The sequence below is a fragment of the Variovorax sp. NFACC27 genome (assembly GCF_048301545.1).
GTDB classification, from domain to species: domain Bacteria; phylum Pseudomonadota; class Gammaproteobacteria; order Burkholderiales; family Burkholderiaceae_C; genus Variovorax; species Variovorax gossypii.
The window spans coordinates 3,242,513-3,263,515 of record NZ_CP157613.1 but is presented as its reverse complement, the minus strand read 5'-3'; the positions used below and the strand labels follow the sequence as shown (position 1 = coordinate 3,263,515).

The 21,003-nt window shown below is 66.7% G+C and carries 23 protein-coding genes; 4 read left to right on the top strand and 19 right to left on the bottom strand.

Annotated elements, in window-relative coordinates; all coding sequences use genetic code 11:
- Positions 1 to 24: 24 nt before the first annotated feature.
- Positions 25 to 681, top strand: a complete 657-nt coding sequence (locus ABL840_RS15300) for an arylesterase (RefSeq protein WP_418116284.1) — start codon at positions 25 to 27, stop codon at positions 679 to 681.
- Between the two features lie 59 nt (positions 682 to 740).
- Here the strand turns inward: ABL840_RS15300 and ABL840_RS15295 are convergent, their stop codons facing one another.
- A complete protein-coding gene (locus tag ABL840_RS15295; protein ID WP_093052173.1) occupies positions 741 to 944 on the bottom strand; it encodes a hypothetical protein in 204 nt (67 codons plus the stop codon).
- Between the two features lie 115 nt (positions 945 to 1,059).
- Positions 1,060 to 2,253, bottom strand: coding sequence for a PLP-dependent transferase (locus ABL840_RS15290; protein ID WP_093201527.1), 1,194 nt, complete (start codon positions 2,251 to 2,253; stop codon positions 1,060 to 1,062).
- A gap of 79 nt (positions 2,254 to 2,332) precedes the next feature.
- Between ABL840_RS15290 and ABL840_RS15285 the strand changes: the two genes are divergently transcribed.
- The 3 genes from ABL840_RS15285 (at position 2,333) to ABL840_RS15275 (ending at position 4,193) form a co-directional block, all read left to right on the top strand.
- Positions 2,333 to 2,797, top strand: coding sequence for a GFA family protein (locus ABL840_RS15285; protein ID WP_143042970.1), 465 nt, complete (start codon positions 2,333 to 2,335; stop codon positions 2,795 to 2,797).
- 11 nt (positions 2,798 to 2,808) lie between these two features.
- Positions 2,809 to 3,648 (top strand): helix-turn-helix domain-containing protein, encoded by an 840-nt coding sequence (locus ABL840_RS15280; protein WP_093304869.1) that lies wholly within the window; start codon positions 2,809 to 2,811, stop codon positions 3,646 to 3,648.
- 95 nt (positions 3,649 to 3,743) lie between these two features.
- Positions 3,744 to 4,193 (top strand): VOC family protein, encoded by a 450-nt coding sequence (locus ABL840_RS15275; protein ID WP_093304871.1) that lies wholly within the window; start codon positions 3,744 to 3,746, stop codon positions 4,191 to 4,193.
- Positions 4,194 to 4,214: 21 nt separating this feature from the next.
- Here the strand turns inward: ABL840_RS15275 and ABL840_RS15270 are convergent, their stop codons facing one another.
- From ABL840_RS15270 to ndk, 17 genes are all read right to left on the bottom strand, one after another.
- The gene (locus ABL840_RS15270) at positions 4,215 to 4,739 is read right to left on the bottom strand and encodes a phosphoribosyltransferase (RefSeq protein ID WP_093201538.1); all 525 of its coding nucleotides are present in this window, start codon (positions 4,737 to 4,739) and stop codon (positions 4,215 to 4,217) included.
- 26 nt (positions 4,740 to 4,765) lie between these two features.
- Entirely contained in the window at positions 4,766 to 6,097 is a 1,332-nt protein-coding gene (locus tag ABL840_RS15265) for an adenylosuccinate synthase (protein ID WP_093201541.1), read from the bottom strand.
- A gap of 22 nt (positions 6,098 to 6,119) precedes the next feature.
- Positions 6,120 to 7,280, bottom strand: a complete 1,161-nt coding sequence (locus ABL840_RS15260) for an ATP phosphoribosyltransferase regulatory subunit (protein ID WP_093304873.1) — start codon at positions 7,278 to 7,280, stop codon at positions 6,120 to 6,122.
- Positions 7,281 to 7,361: 81 nt separating this feature from the next.
- Complete coding sequence (locus ABL840_RS15255; protein WP_019653109.1) at positions 7,362 to 7,550, bottom strand: DUF2065 domain-containing protein; 189 nt, start codon at positions 7,548 to 7,550, stop codon at positions 7,362 to 7,364.
- Positions 7,551 to 7,581: 31 nt separating this feature from the next.
- Positions 7,582 to 8,481: a protease modulator HflC gene (gene hflC / locus ABL840_RS15250; RefSeq protein WP_093201546.1), complete on the bottom strand. Its 900-nt coding sequence runs from the start codon at positions 8,479 to 8,481 to the stop codon at positions 7,582 to 7,584.
- A gap of 17 nt (positions 8,482 to 8,498) precedes the next feature.
- Positions 8,499 to 9,860: an FtsH protease activity modulator HflK gene (gene hflK, locus ABL840_RS15245; protein WP_093201549.1), complete on the bottom strand. Its 1,362-nt coding sequence runs from the start codon at positions 9,858 to 9,860 to the stop codon at positions 8,499 to 8,501.
- A 32-nt stretch (positions 9,861 to 9,892) separates the two neighbouring features.
- On the bottom strand, positions 9,893 to 11,104 hold the full coding sequence (gene hflX, locus ABL840_RS15240) for a GTPase HflX (protein ID WP_093304875.1): 1,212 nt from the start codon (positions 11,102 to 11,104) through the stop codon (positions 9,893 to 9,895).
- 56 nt (positions 11,105 to 11,160) lie between these two features.
- Positions 11,161 to 11,406, bottom strand: a complete 246-nt coding sequence (hfq, locus tag ABL840_RS15235) for an RNA chaperone Hfq (RefSeq protein ID WP_093201554.1) — start codon at positions 11,404 to 11,406, stop codon at positions 11,161 to 11,163.
- Between the two features lie 165 nt (positions 11,407 to 11,571).
- Positions 11,572 to 12,915 carry a ribosome biogenesis GTPase Der gene (gene der / locus ABL840_RS15230; protein ID WP_093201556.1) on the bottom strand — a complete coding sequence of 448 codons (1,344 nt, stop codon included), beginning with the start codon at positions 12,913 to 12,915 and terminating at the stop codon, positions 11,572 to 11,574.
- Between the two features lie 69 nt (positions 12,916 to 12,984).
- Positions 12,985 to 14,127, bottom strand: coding sequence for an outer membrane protein assembly factor BamB (gene bamB / locus ABL840_RS15225; RefSeq protein WP_093304877.1), 1,143 nt, complete (start codon positions 14,125 to 14,127; stop codon positions 12,985 to 12,987).
- Between the two features lie 7 nt (positions 14,128 to 14,134).
- Positions 14,135 to 14,827 (bottom strand): YfgM family protein, encoded by a 693-nt coding sequence (locus ABL840_RS15220; protein WP_093201561.1) that lies wholly within the window; start codon positions 14,825 to 14,827, stop codon positions 14,135 to 14,137.
- 6 nt (positions 14,828 to 14,833) lie between these two features.
- On the bottom strand, positions 14,834 to 16,144 hold the full coding sequence (gene hisS, locus ABL840_RS15215; RefSeq protein ID WP_093304878.1) for a histidine--tRNA ligase: 1,311 nt from the start codon (positions 16,142 to 16,144) through the stop codon (positions 14,834 to 14,836).
- 15 nt (positions 16,145 to 16,159) lie between these two features.
- On the bottom strand, positions 16,160 to 17,446 hold the full coding sequence (gene ispG, locus ABL840_RS15210; protein WP_093304880.1) for a flavodoxin-dependent (E)-4-hydroxy-3-methylbut-2-enyl-diphosphate synthase: 1,287 nt from the start codon (positions 17,444 to 17,446) through the stop codon (positions 16,160 to 16,162).
- Complete coding sequence (locus ABL840_RS15205) at positions 17,443 to 18,411, bottom strand: helix-turn-helix domain-containing protein (RefSeq protein WP_093304882.1); 969 nt, start codon at positions 18,409 to 18,411, stop codon at positions 17,443 to 17,445. Before ABL840_RS15205 ends, ispG begins: the two co-directional genes overlap by 4 nt.
- A complete protein-coding gene (gene pilW, locus ABL840_RS15200) occupies positions 18,404 to 19,261 on the bottom strand; it encodes a type IV pilus biogenesis/stability protein PilW (RefSeq protein ID WP_093201572.1) in 858 nt (285 codons plus the stop codon). The genes ABL840_RS15205 and pilW overlap by 8 nt, the downstream gene beginning before the upstream one ends.
- 4 nt (positions 19,262 to 19,265) lie before the next feature.
- Positions 19,266 to 20,417 (bottom strand): 23S rRNA (adenine(2503)-C(2))-methyltransferase RlmN, encoded by a 1,152-nt coding sequence (gene rlmN / locus ABL840_RS15195; protein ID WP_093304884.1) that lies wholly within the window; start codon positions 20,415 to 20,417, stop codon positions 19,266 to 19,268.
- 22 nt (positions 20,418 to 20,439) lie between these two features.
- Positions 20,440 to 20,865 (bottom strand): nucleoside-diphosphate kinase, encoded by a 426-nt coding sequence (gene ndk, locus ABL840_RS15190; protein ID WP_019653122.1) that lies wholly within the window; start codon positions 20,863 to 20,865, stop codon positions 20,440 to 20,442.
- Positions 20,866 to 21,003: the final 138 nt, after the last annotated feature.

Here is a 21,003-nt window from a genome sequence, read left to right as displayed (position 1 = left end):
GTTTTGAATCGACGTGACTTTATCTTGACCACCACCGCGCTCGGCGGCGCGGGGCTATGGACGACCGCGGCGCAGGCCCAGGCTCAGGCTCAGTCCCAGACATCTTCGTCTTCGGGCAAGCCGGTGATCCTGGTGCTCGGCGATTCGCTGAGCGCAGAGTACGGCCTCAAGCGCGGCGAAGGCTGGGTACCCTTGCTCGAAAAAAGGCTTGCGCAGCAGAAGGTCTCGGCCACGGTGGTCAACGCCAGCATCAGCGGCGACACCAGTTCCGGCGGGCGCGCACGTTTCGCGCCGCTGCTCGCGCAGCACAAGCCCAGCCTCGTGGTGCTCGAGCTCGGCGCCAACGACGCCCTGCGCGGCCTGCCGCTCACCGACACCGAGAACAACCTGATGCAGATCACCAAGGCGGCCCAGGCTGCGGGCGCGAAGGTGCTGATCGTCGGCATCCAGGTGCCCCCGAACTACGGCGGCGACTACACGCGGCGCTTCGAGGCGGTGTTCTCCAAGGTGGCCGAGGCGACCAAGTCGGGGCTGGTGCCCTTCCTGCTCAAGGGCGTGGCCGACGCGCCCGATGCGCTCTCGCTGTTCCAGGCCGACCGCATCCACCCGACGGCGGCCGCGCAGCCTCGACTGCTCGACAACGTCTGGCCCGAGCTGCGCAAGCTCCTGCCGAAGCAATGAAAAAAGCCGCCGCGGGCGCAGGCCCGCGGCGGCTTTCTGATTGGTGCGCCAGAAGCGAATCAACCGTTCTTGGTAGGCAACTCGGGAACCGTGGGGGGATCGCGTTCGAGCGAAGCCACATCGGTCTCCGGGTCTCCAGGAGCCAGGCCGTCGCTGCTCGGATTGAGTTTGCGGTTCGCCTTTTCCCGGAGCTTTTCTTCCTTCTTTTTCTTCTTGGCCAGCTCTTTCTGGCGCTTCTCGTAGCCGTAGTTGGGTGTTGCCACTGCTTCTCCTTAGGCGCGGCAGTCAGGGTGACTGCACGTGGCCTACTGTAAGCGATAACGGTGCAGTCCCGGGAGGGTACCCCACGACGCGCCCCGGGCCATGGGAAGCGGTTTATTACATCCGGGCCAGGGCCTGCTGCAGATCGGCGCGCAGGTCGTCGACGTCCTCCAGGCCGATGGAAAAACGCACGAGCGTTCCCTTGTAGGGCCAGCGCGCCACGCTCGCGTCGCGCATCAGGCCGATGTCGTAGGGCACGACGAGACTGATCGGCCCGCCCCACGAGTAGCCGAGGCGGAACAGCTGCAGGCTGTCGCAGAAACGGTCGACCTGCTCGGTGCTGTAGCGCTCGTCGAACACCACCGAGAACAGCCCGGCGGCCAGGTTGGTTTCGCCGCAGAGCGCACGCCAGTGGACATGGCCCGGCGAGTCTTCGAGCGCGGGATGAAGCACCTGCGCGATCTCCTCGCAGCCGTTGAGCCAGCCGGCCAGTTCGCGCGCCGCGCGGTCGTGCGCGGCATAGCGCAGCGCGATGCTCGGAAGCGAACGCAGCAGCGTCTCGACGTCGCCCACGCCGATGCCGAAGCCCATGCGCATGTGGGTGAGCTTGAGCGCGCGGTGCAGGCGCTCGTCGCGAGTGGTCACGCTGCCCATGAGCACGTCGCCGCCGCCGCTGGGGTACTTGGTGAGCGCGTGCACGGAGATGTCGACGCCCTGCCCGCTGCCGTTGAAATCGAAGGGCGCGAAGGCCAGGCCGGCGCCCCAGGTGTTGTCCAGCGCGGTCATCACGCCGCGTGCGCGGCAGATGTTCACCAGTGCGGGCAGATCGGGGAACTCCATGGTCACCGAGCCCGCCGCCTCGACCCACACCAGCCGCGTGCGATCCGACAGCTTGGCCGCGAGGTCGGCCGGGTTCATAGCGTCGTACAGGCGATGGGTGATGCCGAAGTTCGCCAGCTCGCCGGTGGCCAGCGCCTTGTTCGGGCCGTAGGCGTTGTCGGGGATCAGCACCTCGTCGCCCGTCTTCAGGAAGGCGAACGAGACCAGCGAGATGGCCGCGAGCCCGCTGGGCACGAGCAGGCATTCGGTGCCGCCTTCGAGCGTGGCCAGGCGCTCCTCCAGCGTGAAGGTGGTGGGCGTGCCGTGCAGGCCGTAGGTGTAGCCGGCCTTGGTGCGCCAGTCGCGCGCGCGCATGGCGGCCACGTCGGCGAAGAACACGGTCGACGCCTTGAACACGCCGGGCTGCGGCGCGGCGAAGGTTGCGGGCGGAACGTAGGGGTGGTGGATCAGGGTCGTGGAGGGCTTGCTCATGTGCAGATGCTAGTGGATCGAATCCGGGGCCTGCCACACAGGCCTGCCTGCGGCGCTTTCTGCGGCGACGGAGCCCCATTTGCGCGCGGTCCATGCCCTTGCCAGAATCCGGCAACCAAGCTGGAACCTGCGAATGACTCTGACCGGTGGCTGCCTCTGCGGTGCGTTGCGATTCGAGATCGACGGGCCGGTGCGCATGCGCGGGCTCTGCCTGTGCCGGACCTGCCAGAAGGTTTCGGGCGGCGCCGGCAACCTGTTCGTGGGCCTGGAGGCTGCGGCCTTCCGATACACCCGCGGCGAGCCGCGCAGATTCGCCCGCGCGGACGCGTCCGATGCACCGGCGCGCGATTTCTGTGCCGAATGCGGCGTGCATGTGGCCTCCCGTTCGCCCAAGGCCCCCGGTGGCTTGATCGTCAAGGTTGGTGCGCTTGATGACCCCGGCGCCTTCGGGAAGGCCGACATGGTGTTCTGGACGCAAGAGAAGCAGGCCTTCCACCACCTGCCCGAGGACGCGACCATCTTCGAACGGCTCCCGGGCCGATAGATAGGGACAGCATGCAGCTGACACGCCTGCCCTCCCCGCGCCTTCGACCCTTCGTCCGGCTGATGTGGGCTTCGGCGCCTGCGGAAAAGCCCGCCGAGCGACCGGGCGCGCGCGAGCATGTGCTGCCCACGGGCGGCATGCATCTCGTGTTCCGGCTCGGTGGTCCTCCGCTGCGTCTTTTCCGGAACGGCGCGGATGCCGATGGCTTCACCGTGGGCCACGCCATGGTAGGCGGCGCCCGCTCCGCCTTCTTCGTGCGCGACGTGTCGATCCAGACGCATTCGGTCGGCGTGATGCTGCACCCGGGTGCGGCGCGGGCGCTGCTCGGTGCCCCCGAAGACGCATTGGCCGAATGCCACACGCCGCTCGATGCGCTCTGGGGCGCCGACGCGGGCTTCGCGCTCGAACAGCTCCAGGGTGCGGCCTCCCTGGAGCGCCAGCTTGCGATCCTCGAGGCCCTGCTGAGCGCCCGCCTTGCCGCTCGCGCCATGCATGGCCTGCACCCTGCGGTGGCACAGGCGCTGGCGAGCCTGTCCAGCGCCGACGATGACGGGCAGGCAATTGCCATCCGCGAACTCGTGAAGCAGAGCGGCTACAGCCACCGCCGCTTCATCGAACTGTTCCGCGGCATGACGGGCATCGCGCCCAAGCAGTACACGCGCATGCTGCGTTTCGATCGCGTGCTGGGACAGTTCGTGCTGGACCCAGCCCGGCCCTGGGTCGAGCTGGCGCTGGAGGCCGGCTACAGCGACCAGGCGCACTTCAACCGCGAGTTCCTTGCGATCGCCGGCATGTCGCCCCAGGCCTATCGGCGCGCGGCGCCTGCGTCTTCACGGCACGTGCAGGTCTGACCGGGCTGCGCGTCGGCAAGGTCAAATTCGTTCAAGACCCGAAGCGTCGCGAATTCCAGAATCGCGCCCATCTCAACTGAAGGGACAACAAGGCCATGGCCATCCACGAACTGTTTCCGTACCTCTGCGTCCACGACGCCAAGGCAGCCATCGAGTTCTATTGCAAGGTCTTCGAGGTGAAGGAGATCTTCCGCCTGACCGAGCCGAGCGGCCGCATCGGCCACGCGGAGCTGGACTTCCAAAACGGCGCGATCCTGATGATCTCGGAGGAGTTCGCCGAATTCGGCATCCTCAGCGCGAAGACGCTGGGCAACACGTCCGTCTCGCTGCACCTGCACGTGGACGATGCCGACGCGGTGGTGGCGCGCGCGGTCGCCGCCGGCGCCACGCTGGACATGGCGCCGCAGGACCAGTTCTATGGGGAACGCTCCGGCGTCTTCCATGACCCCTTCGGCCATCGCTGGAACGTGGGGCACAGCATCGAGAAGCTGACGCCGGAGGAAATGCAGCGGCGCTACACCGCCATGTTCACCGACGCCGGGTAGGCCGGCGCCAGTGTGGCCGGATCAGACCGACCACTTCTCGAGCAGCTTCTCCGCGCCCATGGAGTCGTAGCCTTCGAAGGGCTGGTGGATCCACGGGTTGGTCGCCAGGAATTCCACCTGGTAGTCGGGCGTGAAGGTCGACAGCGCCTTGGTCCAGATCACGGCGCTGCGCAGCTCGGTGATGGGCGGGTAGTTGTTGCGCAGCATGTCCATCACCGCGTGCAGCGTGTGGCCCGAGTCGGCCAGGTCGTCCACCAGCAGCACCTTGCCGGCGATCTCGCCCTTGGGCGTGGTGATGTAGCGGGCGATGTCGAGGTGGCCCTGCACCGTGCCTGCATCGGCGCGGTACGAGCTGGTCGACATGATCGCCAGCGGCTTGTCGAAGATGCGCGAGAGCACGTCGCCGGGCCGCATGCCGCCGCGCGCCAGGCACAGGATGGTGTCGAACTGCCAGCCCGACTGGTGCACCTTGATCGCGAGCTTCTCGATCAGGTTGTGGTACTCGTCGTAGCTGACGTAGAGATGCTTGCCGTCTTCGGTCAACATGGGGTTTTCTTTTCCTCTCTCTTTGTTCAGTCGGCCAGGTAGGGGTGGCGCATCATGATCGTGTGGTCGCGGTCGGGGCTCGTCGACACCATGTGGATCGGCACGCCGGTGACCTGCTCGATGCGCTGCAGGTAGAGGCGCGCATTGATCGGCAGCTTGTCGTACTGCGTGACGCCCACGGTGCTTTCGCTCCAGCCTTCGAGGGTTTCGTAGATCGGCGTGCAGCGTTCGATCTCGTCCGCGCCCATCGGCAGGATGTCGGTGGTTTCGCCGTCGAGTTCGTAGCCGGTGCACAGCTCGAGCTTCTCGAGGCCGTCCAGCACGTCGAGCTTGGTGATGCACAGGCCCGACAGGCCGTTGACCTGCGCCGAGCGCTTGAGCAGCGCGGCGTCGAACCAGCCGCAACGACGGCTGCGGCCGGTGGTCACGCCCTTTTCAGCGCCCACGGTGCTCATGTGGTAGCCCGGGGTGCCGGGCGTGGCCCAGTCGAGTTCGGTGGGGAACGGACCGCCACCCACGCGCGTGCAGTAGGCCTTGGTGATGCCCAGGATGTAGTGCAGCATGCCCGGGCCCACGCCCGAACCGGCGGCGGCGTTGCCGGCCACGCAGTTGCTGGAGGTGACGTACGGGTAGGTGCCGTGGTCCACGTCGAGCAGCGTGCCCTGTGCGCCTTCGAACAGCAGGTTGGCGCCGTCGCGGTTGGCGTCGTTCAGTTCGCGCGAGACGTCGGCCATCATGGGCTTGAGCAGCTCGGCGTGCTTCATCGCCTCGTTGAAGACTTCGTCGAAGTCGATGGCGGGCGCGCCCAGCACCTGGGTCAGCACGTGGTTGTGCAGCTCGAGCAGCACGCGCAGCTTGGCGGCGAAGCGCTCGGGGTGCTTCAGGTCCTGCACGCGCAGCGCGCGGCGGGCGATCTTGTCCTCGTAGGCCGGGCCGATGCCGCGGCCGGTGGTGCCGATCTTCTCGATGCCGCCCTTTTCGCGGTAGGCCTCGCGCGCGATGTCCAGCGCAGCGTGGAACGGCAGGATCAGCGGGCAGGCCTCGCTGATGCGCAGGCGCGAACGCACCTCGACGCCGGCCTTCTCCAGCCCTTCGATTTCCTCGAACAGCTTGGCGGCGGACAGCACCACGCCGTTGCCGATGTAGCACTTGACGCCGGGCCGCATGATGCCGCTCGGGATCAGGTGCAACGCGGTTTTCACACCGTTGATGACCAGCGTGTGGCCCGCGTTGTGGCCGCCCTGGAAGCGGACCACGCCCTGGGCGCTCTCCGTCAGCCAGTCGACCAGCTTGCCTTTGCCTTCGTCGCCCCACTGGGTGCCGACGACGACCACGTTTCTTCCGGTGGTTACGCTCATGCTCGTTCCATTACTTGAAAAATCAGATCGCACGGACACTCCACTGGCCGGCCTGCTCGACGAGCTCGCGGTCGCAGTGGAATTCATCGATTTCGCTGCCATGGCCCGGCAGCACGCAGACTACCGTTTCACCGGACTTGCGCAATTGGGCAATGGCCTGACGCAGGCCGGCCGCGTCGCTCCAGGGCGCGCGGATGGCGGCGCGCAGCGGGCGGGCCGGCAGCACGCCGACCAGTTCGCGCACGTCGAGGCTGAAGCCGACGGCCGGACGGTTGCGGCCGAACACGGCCCCCACCTCGTCGTAGCGGCCGCCGCGCACCAGCGAGTCGGCCGCGCCGGGCACGTAGATGCCGAAACGCATGCCGCTGTAGTACGCATAGCCGCGCAGGTCGGCCAGGTCGAAGCTGATCTGGCGGCCGGCCACGCCCTTCAGGCCGGAGGCAAGCTGCTTCAGGTCGGCCAGCGCCGCACCGACCGCGGGCGTGCCCTTGAGGGCCTTGGCCGCTTCGTCGAGCACCGACTCGTCGCCATAAAGCTGGATCAGCGCACGCAGGCCGTCGCGCGAGGCGGCGGGGAAGTTTTTGGTGAGCGACTCGAGCTCGCTCGCGTCCTTGGCAGCCAGTGCAGCATGCACCTGGGCCAGGGCGGCACCATCGACCGGCACGCCGGCGAATAGGGCGCGCACGATGCGGGCATCGGCCAAGTCGACGATCACGCCCTCGCGCAGGCCGGCGGCGTCGAGGCAGTCGAGCGCCAGCAGCAGGGTTTCGGTGTCGGCCTCGAGCCCGGCATGGCCGTAGATCTCGGCGCCGAACTGCAGGGGCTCGCGGGTCGCATGTGGGCGATCGGGCCGGGTATGGAGCACCGGGCCGCAGTAGCACAGGCGGGCCACGCCGTCGCGGTTCAGCAGGTGGGCATCGATGCGCGCCACCTGGGGGGTGGTGTCGGCACGAAGGCCCATGCTGCGGCCGGAAAGCTGGTCGACGAGCTTGAAGGTCTGGAGGTCGAGCGCCTCGCCAGTGCCGGAAAGCAGCGACTCGAGATGCTCGAGCAGCGGCGGCATCACCAGCTCGTAGCCGTAGCCACGGGCGGTATCGAGCAGCTGGCGTCGAAGTTCTTCGATGTGGCGCGCCTCGGAGGGCAGCACATCGGCAATGTGATCCGGGAGGACCCAGGCGGACATGGGGATCGGGGGCGTGGTTAAAACGGGATTCTACCGGCACCGGGCACCCGGTCCCGCGCGGGGGTCGATCGACGGGCCGGACTAGGCCAGGATCCAGAGCAGAACCAGCCCCAGCAGGATGCTGCAGAGCCCGAAGAAACGAAGCTGGCCGTCGCGTAGCTGCATCAGCTGGCCGAAGCCGCGCCGCCACCCTCCCGGCGACACGAAGGGCAGGATGCCTTCGATCACCAGGACGAGCGCCAACGCGCTCCAGAAAGTGTCGGCGCTCACGGCTCCTGAAGACGGCTGCGGCCGGAAGTAATCAACGGCGAGGTGCGTTGGTGGTCGAGCCCGAGCCGTGCATGGCGCGGAAGAAGTCCGACGACGGGTCGAGCACCATCACGTCGCTCTTCTTGTTGAAGCTCTGCTTGTAGGCCTCGAGGCTGCGATAGAACTGCGCGAACTGCGGGTCGCGGCCGAAGGCCTCGCTGTAGGCGGCGGCGGCCTGGGCATCGCCCTCGCCCTTGATCTTCTGGGCATCGCGGTAGGCGTTCGCCACGATCACCTCGCGCTGGCGGTCGGCGTCGGCGCGGATCTTCTCGCCTTCGGCCGTACCGGTCGAACGCAGCTCGTTGGCCACGCGCTTGCGCTCGGCCTCCATGCGGCGGTAGACCGATTCGGTGATGGCTTCCACGTAGTCGACACGGGTGATGCGCACGTCGACCACATCGACGCCCCAGGGCTTGGCGCCCTTCACTACCGACAGCACTTCGCGCTGCACGTCGGCCATCAGGGCCTCGCGGCGCACCGAGATCAGGTCGCGCACCGTGCGCTTGTTGATGTTTTCCTGGAACGCGTTGCGGACCACGCGGTTGAGCTGCATGGCACCGGCGTTCTCGTCGAGGCCGACGTTGCGGATGTAGGCCTGCGGGTCGCTGATGCGCCAGCGCACATACCAGTCGATCACCACGCGCTGCTTCTCGGCGGTGAGCATCGGCTCGGTGTCCACGCTAGACAGCGTCAGGAGGCGCTTGTCGATGTACGACACGTTCTGGAACGGTGGCGGCAGCTTGAAGTTGAGGCCGGGCTCGGTGATGACCTGCTTGATCTGGCCGAGTGCGTAGACCACGCCGAACTGCCGCTGGTCGACCACGAAGAGGGTCGAGCTTGCCAGCACGAGCAGCACGAGGATCGAGGTGGCGATGAATCCGATTCTGTTCATGTTCTTGCGGGCCTTTCTCAACGCACGTCGCGGTCACGCGAGCGGCCATCGCGGCCGCGCACGTCGGTCGTGGCAGGGGCCACCGGGATCACCGAGGATTGCGCCGGCGCGGTGCCGGCGACACTGGGGCTGGCAGCATCGACCGGCGTGGCGGCATTGCCGCTGCCGCTGAGCTGCATGAGCTTGTCGAGCGGCAGGTACAGCAGGTTCGAACCCTGCTTGCTGTCCACCAGCACCTTGGTCGTGCTGGCGTAGATCTGCTGCATGGCGTCGGTGTACATGCGGTCGCGCGTCACCTGCGGGGCCTTCTGGTATTCGGACAGCACCGCGCTGAAGCGGCCTGCATCACCCTGTGCCTGCGCCACGATCCGCGCCTTGTAGGCCTCGGACTCTTCCTTCAGCCGCGAAGCTGTACCGGTGGCCAGGGGCACCACGTTGTTGGCGTAGGCCTGCGCATCGTTCTTGGTGCGCTCGCGTTCCTGACCGGCCTTGAGCACGTCGTCGAAAGCGGCCTGCACCTGCTCGGGCGGGCGCACGCCGCCCTGCTGCAGGTTGATGCCCACGACTTCGACGCCGATCTTGTAGCGGTCGAGGATGGTCTGCATCAGCGCACGAACGCGCGGGGCGATCTGGTCGCGCTCTTCGGCGAGCGCGGCGTCCATCTTCATCTTGCCGACCACCTCGCGCACGGAGGTCTCGGCCACCTGCACGACGGTGTCGGCGGGCGACTTGCTCTCGTAGAGCCAGGCACGCGGATCGCTCAGGCGGTACTGCACCGCGAACTTGATCTCGACGATGTTCTCGTCCTCGGTCAGCATGGCCGACTCGCGCAGGCCGGTAGAGCGCACGATGGCGTCGCGGCCCACGTCGGCGGAGCGGATCTGCGTGGTCACCACGACTTCGTGGCGCTGGATGGGATAAGGCAGGCGCCAGTTGAAGCCCGCGCCCACGGTGCTCTTGTACTTGCCGAACTGGGTGATGACGGCCTGCTGGCCTTCATTCACGATGAAGAAGCCGGTGCCGAGCCAGATCAGGACGGCCACCGCGGCCACGAGGCCGATGCCGAAGCCCGCGTTCTTCATGTCGGGCTTGTAGCCATTGCCGCCACCGCCGCTGCCGCCGTTCGGGCGATTGCCGCCGCCCTTGCCGCCGAAGAAGCCGCCGAGCTTGCGGTTGAGGTCGCGCCAGAGCTCGTCGAGGTCGGGCGGGCCCTGGTTGGGCCCCTGTCCGCGGGGACGGTTGTCGTTGTTGTTGCCCGAGGGCGGAGGCGTCGGAGCGCCGGGGGGATTGGCATCAGGGGGCCGGTTGCCGGCCGGGCGGTCGCCGTTGGAGGACGGCTCGTCGCCACGCCCCCATCGGCCGTCGTTCAGGTTGAACATGCCCAGAAACCCTCTCCGCGCTGGCTTTGAATTCATTCGCTTCGTTCTCTTGTCAGTGGCGGGATTGTGCCCAATCCATCGGTTGCATCGTGCAATTCAGCGTCCGCAGCAGGGGTCATCGTATCGGGTGCGGAGCCCGACTGCCTGGCGAGCTCGGCTCGCAGCAGCGGTACGCCCTCGCCGGTCCTGGCGCTGAGGAAGATGCGGGGGACCTGTACGCCGTCGATTTCCATCTCGTCCTGCAGATGCAGCGGATGCTGCGTGCTTTCAAGGGCATCGAGCTTGTTGAAGACCAGAAGCTGCGGCACGGTGTCCGCGCCGATCTCGCGCAGCACCGACTGCACCTCGGCCATCTGCTCCGGATAGTGCTGGTTGGAAGCGTCGACCACGTGCAGCAGCAGGTCGGCATCGACCGCCTCCTGCAGCGTGGCCTTGAAGGCATCGACCAGCCCGTGCGGCAGGTCGCGGATGAAGCCCACGGTGTCGGATATGGACACCTGTCGCCGCGCATTCCCCAGGTAGAGGTGGCGCGTGGTGGTGTCGAGCGTGGCGAACAGCTGGTCGGCCGCATAGGCGCGCGCCTTGACCAGCGCATTGAACAGCGACGACTTGCCCGCGTTGGTGTAGCCCACCAGCGAGATGTTGAAGGTGTCGCGCCGCTCGCGCTGGCGGCGCTGCGTGCCGCGCTGCTTCTGCACCTTGGCGAGGCGCTCGCGCGTGCGCTTGATCGACTCGCTGATCATCCGGCGGTCGAGCTCGATCTGCTTCTCGCCCGGGCCGCCGCGCACGCCTGCACCGCCGGTCTGGCGCTCCAGGTGCGACCAGCGGCGCACCAGCCGCGTGCTGAGGTACTGCAGGCGAGCCAGTTCGACCTGCAGCTTGCCTTCGTGCGAACGCGCGCGCTGGGCGAAGATCTCGAGAATGAGGAAGGTCCGGTCGTAGACCGCGACGTCGAGCTGGCGCTCGAGGTTGCGCTGTTGCGCAGGGCTCAGGGCCTGGTCGAAGATGACCTCGCTCGCCCTGTACAGGGCGGCCAGTTCCTTGATTTCTTCGGCCTTGCCGCTGCCAACGAACAATGCCGCGTCGGGCGCCTTGCGCTTGCACGCGAGACGGGCGACGGGAATGAGGCCCGCGGTCTGCGCGAGCAGGCCGAGTTCCTCGAGTTCGCTGTCGAAATGGGGCAGCCCGAAATCGACGCCGACGAGAACGGCGGCGCCTTCCTGGCGGGGAATCAGTTCAGACAAGCGGGATCGGAAATTTGGAAAAAGCGCGGCAGCGGGGGCTGCCGCGCTCCGCGCGATCAGGCTGCGGCGTCGTCGTTCTCGGTAGCCGAGAAGTTGACGGCACGGCCTGGCACGATGGTGGAAATGGCGTGCTTGTAGACCATCTGCGTCACCGTATTGCGAAGCAACACGACGTACTGGTCGAAAGACTCGATCTGGCCTTGCAGCTTGATACCGTTCACCAGGTAAATGGAAACCGGCACATGCTCGCGACGCAAGGTGTTCAGGAACGGGTCTTGCAGAAGTTGCCCTTTATTGCTCACGATATTCTCCGTGTTCAAGAGTAGTTGTTGGAGGAGAAGACCTTAACACAGGGTTTCCGCGCCGCAGCAATCGCACCCAAAAGCCTTTGAAAAATAACGTCTCTCAAAAGCCGGAACTTCAACCCCAGTCGGAACTCAACGGCGGCCATCCGCCGCCAATAGGGTTCAGTCGTCCTTGTCGACGAAGGGATTGTGGGAGCTCTTGAACTCGATGCGCAAGGGGGTACCCACAAGGTCGAACTCCTTGCGGAAGCGCCCCTCGAGGAAGCGCTTGTAAGCATCGGTCACATGTTCGAGCGAATTCCCGTGGATCACGATCACGGGCGGATTCATGCCTCCCTGGTGCGCATAACGCAACTTGGGACGGAACATGCCGCCGCGCTTGGGCGCCTGGAACTGCACCGCCTCCAGCAGCAGCCGGGTCAGCACCGGCGTCGACATCTTGCGCGTGGCCGACTTGTGGGCCTGCGCGATTGCCTGCCACACCGGGCCCAGGCCCTGCCGCTTGATGGCCGAGATGAAATGCAGCGCCGCGAACTTCAGGAACGGCAGCCGGGTCTCGATCTGCCGCTGGATCTGCTCTCGCTGGTAGCTGTCGACCGCGTCCCACTTGTTGATGGCGATAACCACCGCACGGCCGCTTTCGAGGATGTAACCGGCGATGTGCGCGTCCTGGTCAGTCACGCCCTGGGTGGCATCGAGCAGCAGCAGCACGACGTTGGCCGACTCGATGGCCTGCAGCGTCTTGACCACCGAGAACTTCTCGATCGCCTCAAACACCCTGCCCTTGCGGCGCAGGCCGGCCGTATCGATCAGCTCGAAGCGTTGCCCATTGCGCTCGAAGGGCACCGAGATGGCATCGCGCGTGGTGCCAGGCATGTCGAAGGCAACCAGGCGCTCTTCACCAAGCCAGGTATTGATCAGCGTGGACTTGCCCACGTTGGGCCGACCGGCCACGGCCAGCTTGATCGGCTTGTTGACGTCGTCTTCCTCGGCGTCTTCATCTTCCTCGGGCAGGTTCAGCGGCGCCAGCGCCAGCTCGACCAGTCCGCGCATGCCCTGCCCGTGCGCCGCGGACACGCCGTGTACTTCGCCGAAGCCCAATTCGTAGAAGTCCACCAGCTTGGTGCCGTCGTGCATGCCTTCGGCCTTGTTGGCTACCAGCACGCAGGGCTTGCCGATACGGCGCAACTCGTTGGCGATGTCATGGTCCTGCGCCGAGAGCCCCTCGCGCGCATCGACCACGAAGATCACGACGTCGGCCTCGGCCACGGCCTGCCGCGTCTGCTTGGCCATCTCCTTGTAGATGCCGCTGCCCGCGTCGGGCTCGAAGCCGCCGGTATCGATGACGATGAACTCGCGCTTGCCCAGGCGGCCGTTACCGTAGTGGCGGTCGCGCGTGAGCCCCGCGAAGTCGGCGACGATGGCGTCGCGCGTCTGCGTCAGGCGATTGAAGAGGGTCGACTTGCCGACATTCGGCCGCCCGACCAGGGCCACGACCGGCTTCATGGCCGGCCTTTCGAGGGCGCGGTTTTCATGGTCGGGCCTTGGAAAGAGAAGAAAGGAAAAAGAACGGGATTATTCGGGGCGATAGCCAAACACACCACCCTTGGCGGTCACCACCACGACCGTATTGCCGGCCAGCACCGGAGCAACGGTGATGGCCGAGCCATCGGGGGTGACGCGATTGAGCAGCGCGCCGTCTTCACGCGACACGAAATGCAGCGTACCGGTGTTCTCGCCGATGATGAGCGAGCGCCCCACGGCCAACGGCGCGGTCAGCACGCGGTTCTTGAAGCGGGACATCTGCCAGGCGCGCTCGCCGTCGGCACGACGCCAAGCCACGACGCTGCCGTCGGACTCGGTGCCGTAGATGAAGCTCTCGTTGCCGCTGACGCCGTCCGCGCCCGAGGCAGGCTTGCTCCAGACCAACGAACCACGCACGGTCTCGACGCAGCCGACGCTGGCGTAGTAGGCACGCGCGCAGACCGTGTCGCCGTAGCGGCTCACGCTGCCGGTCAGGTCGACCAGGCGCTCCACGTCGTTGGTGCCGCGCGGCGCGGCGATGGGCGCTTCCCAACGCGAAGTGCCGTTGGCGGGGTTGATGCCTGCCAGCCGGCCACCGATACCGGCCACCAGCGTGTCGCCGACGGCCAGGAGCACGCCCGACTTGCGCAGCACGAGGTTTTCACCGGCGCGCTGCTGGATCCAGAGGCGGCGGCCGCTCTGGCCGTCCCAGGCGCTGATGCTGCGGTCGGCGGTCTGCACGAACACGCGGCGGCCTGCCACCAGCGGTGCGGTGAAGGCCTGGGCCGAGAGCTTCTGCTTCCACAGGACCTTGCCGTTCTCGATGCCGACCAGCTCGTTGCCGGTGGTGACGACCGCGGCCAGTTGGCCGTCGCTGCCGACACCTGCCGCCAGGGGAGCGCCGGCGCTGGCGCGCCAGATTTCACGACCCGCGCGCGCATCGATGGCGACCACCGTGCCGTCGCTGCCGGCCGCGGTGATCGTGTCGCCGCTGACGTCGGTGGTCAGCGGGAACTGCACGTCGGGGATGCGCACCGTCCATGCCTGGCGCACGCCCATCAGGGCCGGGTTGGCGGGAAGTTCGTCCGGCTTCGGCTTGGCCGAGCCAGAGCAGGCGGCGAGGAACGCTACCAAAACAAGAGCTGATCCCGCACGCAGGGCGGTCGATTCAGGCATGAAACGCTTGAAATTCATGATGCGGTCAGGGAGTTTTGGGTGCTGCGGGAGTGACGGTGACGACAGGCGCCAGGCTCTTGGGGTCAACGCCGACCGCGTTGAGCTTGATCTCGATCAGGCGGCGGTAGTCCGAAGTCGGGCCGAGGCCGGTCCAAGCCTTGCGGTATTCGGCCTGCGCCTCGGTGCGCTTGCCCTGGGCCAGGTAGATGTCGCCCTTGCGATCGGCCACCAGCGGTTCGAATTCCTTGGGCACGCTGCCGTCGAGCTGCTTCAAGGCATCGTCATACGACTTTCCGTCGAGCAGCTCGGCCGCCAGGCGCAGCCTCGCGACAGCCTTGTAGCCGGGGTCGATGGCGTTCTGCGCGACCCACTCGAGCTCGGTGCGCGAACCCGCGGCATTGCCCTTCTCGTACAGCGTCCTGGCGACCAGCAGGCCGGCCTGCTGCGCATAGGTAGTGCCCGCGAAGCGCTTCTTCATGTCGTCGAGCACGAGCGCGATGCGCGCCGGGTCGCCCGCCTGCGCCGTCCTCTCGATTTCGTCGTAGAGCGACGAGGCTTGTGCCGCCTTGTTGCGGCCATACCATTGCCAGCCGTTCCAGGCCACGAAGGCGCCGGCGACGAGCAGCACGATCGAGGTGATCAGGGTGCCGTAGGTATTCCAGAAATGCTTGAGCTGGTCGAGCTGTTCCTGTTCTTCGAGGTCGAGATGGGTTGCCATGCGCTGTCAGGTATTGGGAGCCGGCGATTGTAGGGTGGCGGCCCAGGTGGCCACCTCGGCAAGAGACCGGGCGGTCTGCGCGCCGCTTCCGTCGCGCAGCGCCTTGAGAGTCACTTCGCCGCGTGCGAGTTCATCTGCGCCGAAGATCAGGGCGTAGGTGGCGCCGCTGTTGTCGGCTCGCTTGAACTGCGACTTGAAGCTGCCGAGGCCATCGACCGTCGCGGCGTGCATCTGCACGCGCACGCCGGCATCGCGCAACTGCTGCAGCGTGCGCAGCACCACCGGCATGGCGGCGGCATCGGACACGACAGCGTAGACGTCCGGGGTCGGCAGCGGGATGTCGGTGCCCTGCTCTTTCATCAGGTCCAGCACGCGCTCGACGCCCATCGCCCAGCCCACGGCCGGAGCGGGCTTGCCGCCGATCTGCGCGATCAGGTCGTCGTAGCGGCCACCCGCGCACACGGTGCCCTGCGAGCCGAGACGATCGGTGACGAACTCGAAGACCGTGAGGTTGTAGTAATCCAGCCCGCGCACGAGGCGCGGATTGATGGTGAACGCGATGTCGTTGGCCTTCAGGATGGCCTGCAGCCCCTCGAAGTGAGCCAGCGACTCCGCGCCGAGAAAGTCGATCAGCTTAGGCGCCGACTCGACCACTTCCTTCATTGCCGGGTTCTTCGTGTCGAGGATGCGCAGCGGATTGCTGTGCAGGCGGCGCTTGCCGTCTTCGTCGAGCTTGTCGGCGTTCTTCTCGAAGTGGGCGATGAGCTGGGCGCGATGCAGGGCGCGCTCGGCCGGCTGCCCCAGGCTGTTGAGTTCGAGGCGGACATCGGTCAGGCCGATGGTCTTCCAGAGCGCACTGGCCAGCAGGATCAGCTCGGCATCGACGTCGGGGCCGGCAAAGCCCAGTGCCTCGGCGCCGATCTGGTGGAACTGGCGGAAGCGCCCGCGCTGCGGCTTCTCGCGGCGGAACATCGGGCCCGTGTACCAGAGGCGCTTGCCGCCGTCGTAGAGCATGTTGTGCTCGATCACGGCACGCACGAGGCCCGCCGTGTTCTCGGGGCGCAGGGTCAGGTGGTCGTTGTCGCCGTACTTGTCGGAGCGGTCCTGGAAGGAGTACATCTCCTTCTCGACGATGTCCGTCACCTCGCCGATGCCGCGCACGAACAGTGCCGTGTGCTCCAGGATCGGCGTGCGGACATTGCGGTACGCATAGCGCCCCATCAGGTCGCGCACGGTGGCCTCGAGCCACTCCCAGCGCGCCGATTCGGGCGGCAATATGTCGTTCATGCCTTTGACGGCATTCAGTTTTTCAGCCATGAGTCTGCGGAGATGTCAGGCCGCGACAGCGTGGTGTTCGCCGCCGAAGCGCTTTTCGATGTAGGTTTCCACGAGCTGGTGAAACTCGTTGGCGATATTGTCGCCGCGCAGCGTGAGGGCCTTTTCGCCGTCGATGAAGACGGGCGCCGCGGGCGCCTCGCCGGTGCCGGGCAGGCTGATGCCGATGTCGGCATGCTTGCTCTCGCCGGGGCCGTTGACGATGCAGCCCATGACGGCCACCTTCAGCGTCTCGACGCCCGGATATTTCTTGCGCCAGACCGGCATCTGCATGCGCAGGTAGTCGTCGATCTGCTTGGCCAGTTCCTGGAAGGTGGTGCTGGTGGTGCGGCCGCAGCCCGGACAGGCCGTGACACTCGGCACGAACACGCGCAGGCCCAGCGCCTGCAGGATCTCGGAGGCGATCACCACCTCCTGCGTGCGCGATTCGCCCGGCTGCGGCGTGAGCGACACGCGAATGGTGTCGCCGATGCCCTCCTGCAGCAGGATCGACAGCGCCGTGGCCGACGCCACCGTGCCCTTGGTGCCCATGCCGGCCTCGGTGAGGCCCAGGTGCAGCGGATAGTCGCAGCGGCGGGCCAGCTCGCGGTAGACCGAAATCAGGTCCTGCACGCCGCTCACCTTGCACGACAGGATGATCTGGTTGCCGGCCATGCCCATCGACTCGGCCAGCTTCGCGGACTCGATGGCCGAGGTGATCAGCGCCTCGTACATCACCTGCTTGGCGTCCCAGGGCTCGGCGCGCTGGCTGTTGGTGTCCATCAGGCTGGCGAGCAGCTCCTGGTCGAGGCTGCCCCAGTTGACGCCGATGCGCACGGGCTTGTTCCAGCGCATGGCCGCGTCGATCATCTGGCCGAACTGCTTGTCCCTCTTGTCGCCCTTGCCCACGTTGCCGGGGTTGATGCGGTACTTGCTCAGCGCTTCGGCGCAGGCCGGATACTCGGTCAGCAGGCGATGGCCGTTGTAGTGGAAGTCGCCCACCAGCGGCACGTCGATGCCCATGCGGTCGAGCTGCTCGCGGATGTAGGGCACCTGTGCCGCAGCCTCTGGCGTGTTGACCGTGATGCGGACCATCTCGGAGCCGGCCTGTGCCAGCTCCTTCACCTGGATCGCCGTGCCGATGGCGTCTACGGTGTCGGTGTTGGTCATGGACTGCACGCGCACCGGGGCGTCACCGCCCACCGTGACCACGCGCGGACCCCAGACCACGCTGGTCTGGCGCGAACGGCGCGGCTTGGGAGCAGCGGCCTCGATGGGAACGGGAGTGCAGTTGCCGGAGGTCATGACTTCACCTCGAAACGCGCCACGCCACCGCCCTTGGTGAAGGGCTTCAGGTCGAAGGGCTGGCCCCGCACCTGCACGTCGACGCTCGAGGCGCGGCCGACCACGACGGACAACGGCAGCGTGCCCGAGAGCCCCACGGTTTCGCCAGCTTGCAGGCTGCGGCGCAGCAGTTGCTTGCCGCCGGCTTCGGTCACTGTGATCCAGCACTCCTCGCGTGCCACGAAGACGAGCTGCTGGCTGCTCGATGCTGCTGCCGCCACGGGCGTGGCGGCGGGCGCCGCGACAGCCGGTGCAGCAGCGGCAGCAGCAACGGGCGCATTGGGAGCAGGAGCAGCAGCCGGAGCTTCGCCGGCCACCGGGCCGGTGGGAGCCACGGCATGCGTGGGCACGGTCTCGGCCACGGAACCGGCGGCCACGCCCGGCCCGTTGGAGGGGGCAGATTCGCTACCGGCATCGCCACGCGCCGTCAGCCGCGCCACGGAAGCACTGAGCTGGTCGAACACCGATTGCGGCAGCCAGAACAGCGCGCCCGCACCGATCAGCAGCAGAAGCACGACGATCAGCAGCGGCCGCGAAGGCAACCCGCTGGAGCGGCTGTTACCGTTCCAGCGCGGCGTGCCCGAACTGATGTTCGTGCGGAGGGTGCGATCGGTTTCGGCCAGCGAAACCTTCTGGGTGCTCGGCAGCTTTGCAAGCACGGGGGCCGGATCGATGCGCAGCGCGCGACAGACGCTGCTCGCCAGTGCACGGGCGAAGACCGGGTCGGGCAGCGAACCGATGTCGTCCGCCTCGAGCGCCATGAGCTTCTGCGGCGGCACCTTCAGCGCGGCGGCCACCATTTCGATGTGCAGGCCGTGGGCCTCGCGCGCCTCGCGCAGCAGATCGCCGGCAGTCTTGTTCGCGATATCGCCAGCTTCCAGTGGCAATGATGCGGAAGTGCCGAACTCCGAAACCCGATCAGTCATTGAAATTCCCGCGCTCGTACGCTGTTGCCTCCCGCGACTGGGGGAAGCGTCGTTGCAGTTGGCCTCCCAACTGCGCGACTGCCTCGCGGTTGTTCAGCTTACGTTCGATCTTGATGCCGAGCCAGAGCGTCTCGGCGCTGGCCGCGGCGCTGTTGTTGACGCGGCGAATGTAGAACTGCGCGCGCGACCATTCCTCGCGCTGCGCCAGCACCGAAGCCAGGTTGAAGCCGACGACCGGATTGCCGGCGTCGATCTCGTAGGCCTGCATGAGGCTGCGCTCGGCCTTGTCGCGCTGGCCGGCCTTGAGTTCACACACGCCCTGCGTCATGAGCGTCTTGGCGCGGTCGGCGTAGGTCGGCACGGCCAGGGCCTCGTTGAACTGCGCGGCCGCGTCGCCATAGCGGTTCTGCTGGCACAGCAGCCAGCCGTAGTTGTGGCGCGTGTTCGGGTCGCGCGGATTGATCGCGATGGCGCGGCGGAAGCTGTCCTCGGCCAGGCCGGCGTCGTCGAGCCGCATGTAGACCAGGCCGCGCAGGTTGTAGGCGTCGGCGTTGTTGGGGTCGGCGGCCAGCGCCTGCTTGATCTCGTCGAGCGCGACGGTGGTCTGGCCGTGCTCGAAATAGCCCGCGGCCAGCTCCATGCGCAGGCGTGCGCGGCGCTGGCGGCTGGACTCGTCGGACTCGGTGACGATCTCGGTGCCCTTGGACGAGTTGCTGTTGTCGGCCAGGCTGGTGGTGGTGGTGCGCGTGCTCACGCAGCCCCCAAGCAGCAGCGACACGGCGACGCCCGCGAAACCCACAGTCAGCATCCGCTGCACGTTCGCGGTCGTCATCGAAATGGCCATGCTCATCGGTTCAATGCTCCTGGGAGACGGTCTTGCGGACCGGATGCAAAACAACGGGGCGCTCCTGCGCCGCACGGCGCTGCGCCATGCGCTCGGCCGCGCGGGTGCGATCCTTGACGTCGCCGGCGAGCTGGCCGCAGGCGGCATCGATGTCGTCGCCGCGCGTCTTGCGCACGGTGGTGACGAGCCCTGCCTCGCTCAGCGCCCTGGCGAACGCCAGCACGCGCGGCTGCGGCGAGCGCAGCAGGCCCGAGGCCGGGAACGGGTTGAACGGGATCAGGTTGAACTTGCACGAGATGTCGTGCTTGCGCACCAGCTCGACGAGCTGGCGTGCATGCTCGGGCTGATCGTTCACGCCGTCGAGCATGCAGTACTCGAAGGTGATGAAGTCGCGCGGCGCATGCGCCAGGTAGCGCTTGCAGGCCTCGATCAGCTCGGCGATCGGGTACTTGCGATTGAGCGGTACGAGGTCGTCGCGCAGCGCATCGTTGGGCGCATGCAGCGAAACGGCCATGGCCACAGCGCAATCGGCACCCAGGCGATCGATCATCGGCACCACGCCGGAGGTCGACACCGTCACGCGGCGGCGCGACAGCCCGTAGGCGTTGTCGTCGAGCATGGTGCGCAGCGCGGGCACCAGCGCCGAGTAGTTCTGCAGCGGCTCGCCCATGCCCATCATCACCACGTTGGAGATGATGCGTTCGTCGCGTTTGAGATGCTTGCGCAGGAAGTGTTCGGCAAACCAGAGCTGGGCGACGATCTCGCCCGTGCTCAGGTTGCGGCTGAAGCCCTGGTGCCCCGTGGAGCAGAAGCGGCAACCGACCGCACAGCCGGCCTGGGACGACACGCACAAGGTGCCGCGGTCGTCCTCGGGAATGAATACGGCTTCGACGGCATTGCCGTCACCGACGTCGAACAGCCACTTGATCGTGCCGTCCCTGGATTCGTGCTGCGTGATGACCGGCAGGGCCTCGACGCGAGCGGTAGTCGCGAGTTTCTCGCGCAGCGACTTCGCCAGATCTGTCATCTGGGTGAAGTCGCTGGCGCCACGCTGGTGGATCCAGCGGAACAGCTGCGTGGCGCGGAATTTCTTCTCGCCGAGTTTTTCGCAGAACGCAGCCAACCCCTCGAGATCGAAATCGAGCAGATTGGCCGTGGTCATGGAATCGGGCGAGAGGCGGGCTTCAGCGCGCGTAGACGTTGAGGCCGGCGAAGAAGAAGGCGACTTCGTTCGCTGCGGTTTCGGGAGCGTCCGAGCCGTGGACGGCGTTGGCGTCGATGCTGTCGGCGAAGTCGGCGCGGATGGTGCCGGCGGCTGCCTTCTTCGGGTCGGTGGCGCCCATCAGGTCACGGTTCTTGGCGATGGCGTTTTCGCCTTCGAGCACTTGCACGAACACGGGGCCCGAGATCATGAATTCGACGAGGTCCTTGAAGAAGGGACGCTCCTTGTGCACGGCGTAGAACTGTTCGGCTTCGTTGCGCGACAGGTGCACCAGCTTGGCGGCGACGATCTTGAGGCCGGCAGCTTCAAAACGGGAAACGATCTTGCCGATGACGTTCTTGGCAACTGCGTCGGGCTTGATGATGGAAAGGGTACGTTCGATAGCCATTGAAATGCTTCCTGGAGCTTTGATTTTGAAGTGTTTTGTCACAACTGCAACGAATTTGTTTCGTCACATGTCGACAAAGCCTCTGATTTTAACCGGCGCGGCCTTGCGGATCGGTGAAAACCCCGCGAAAGGCCGCGC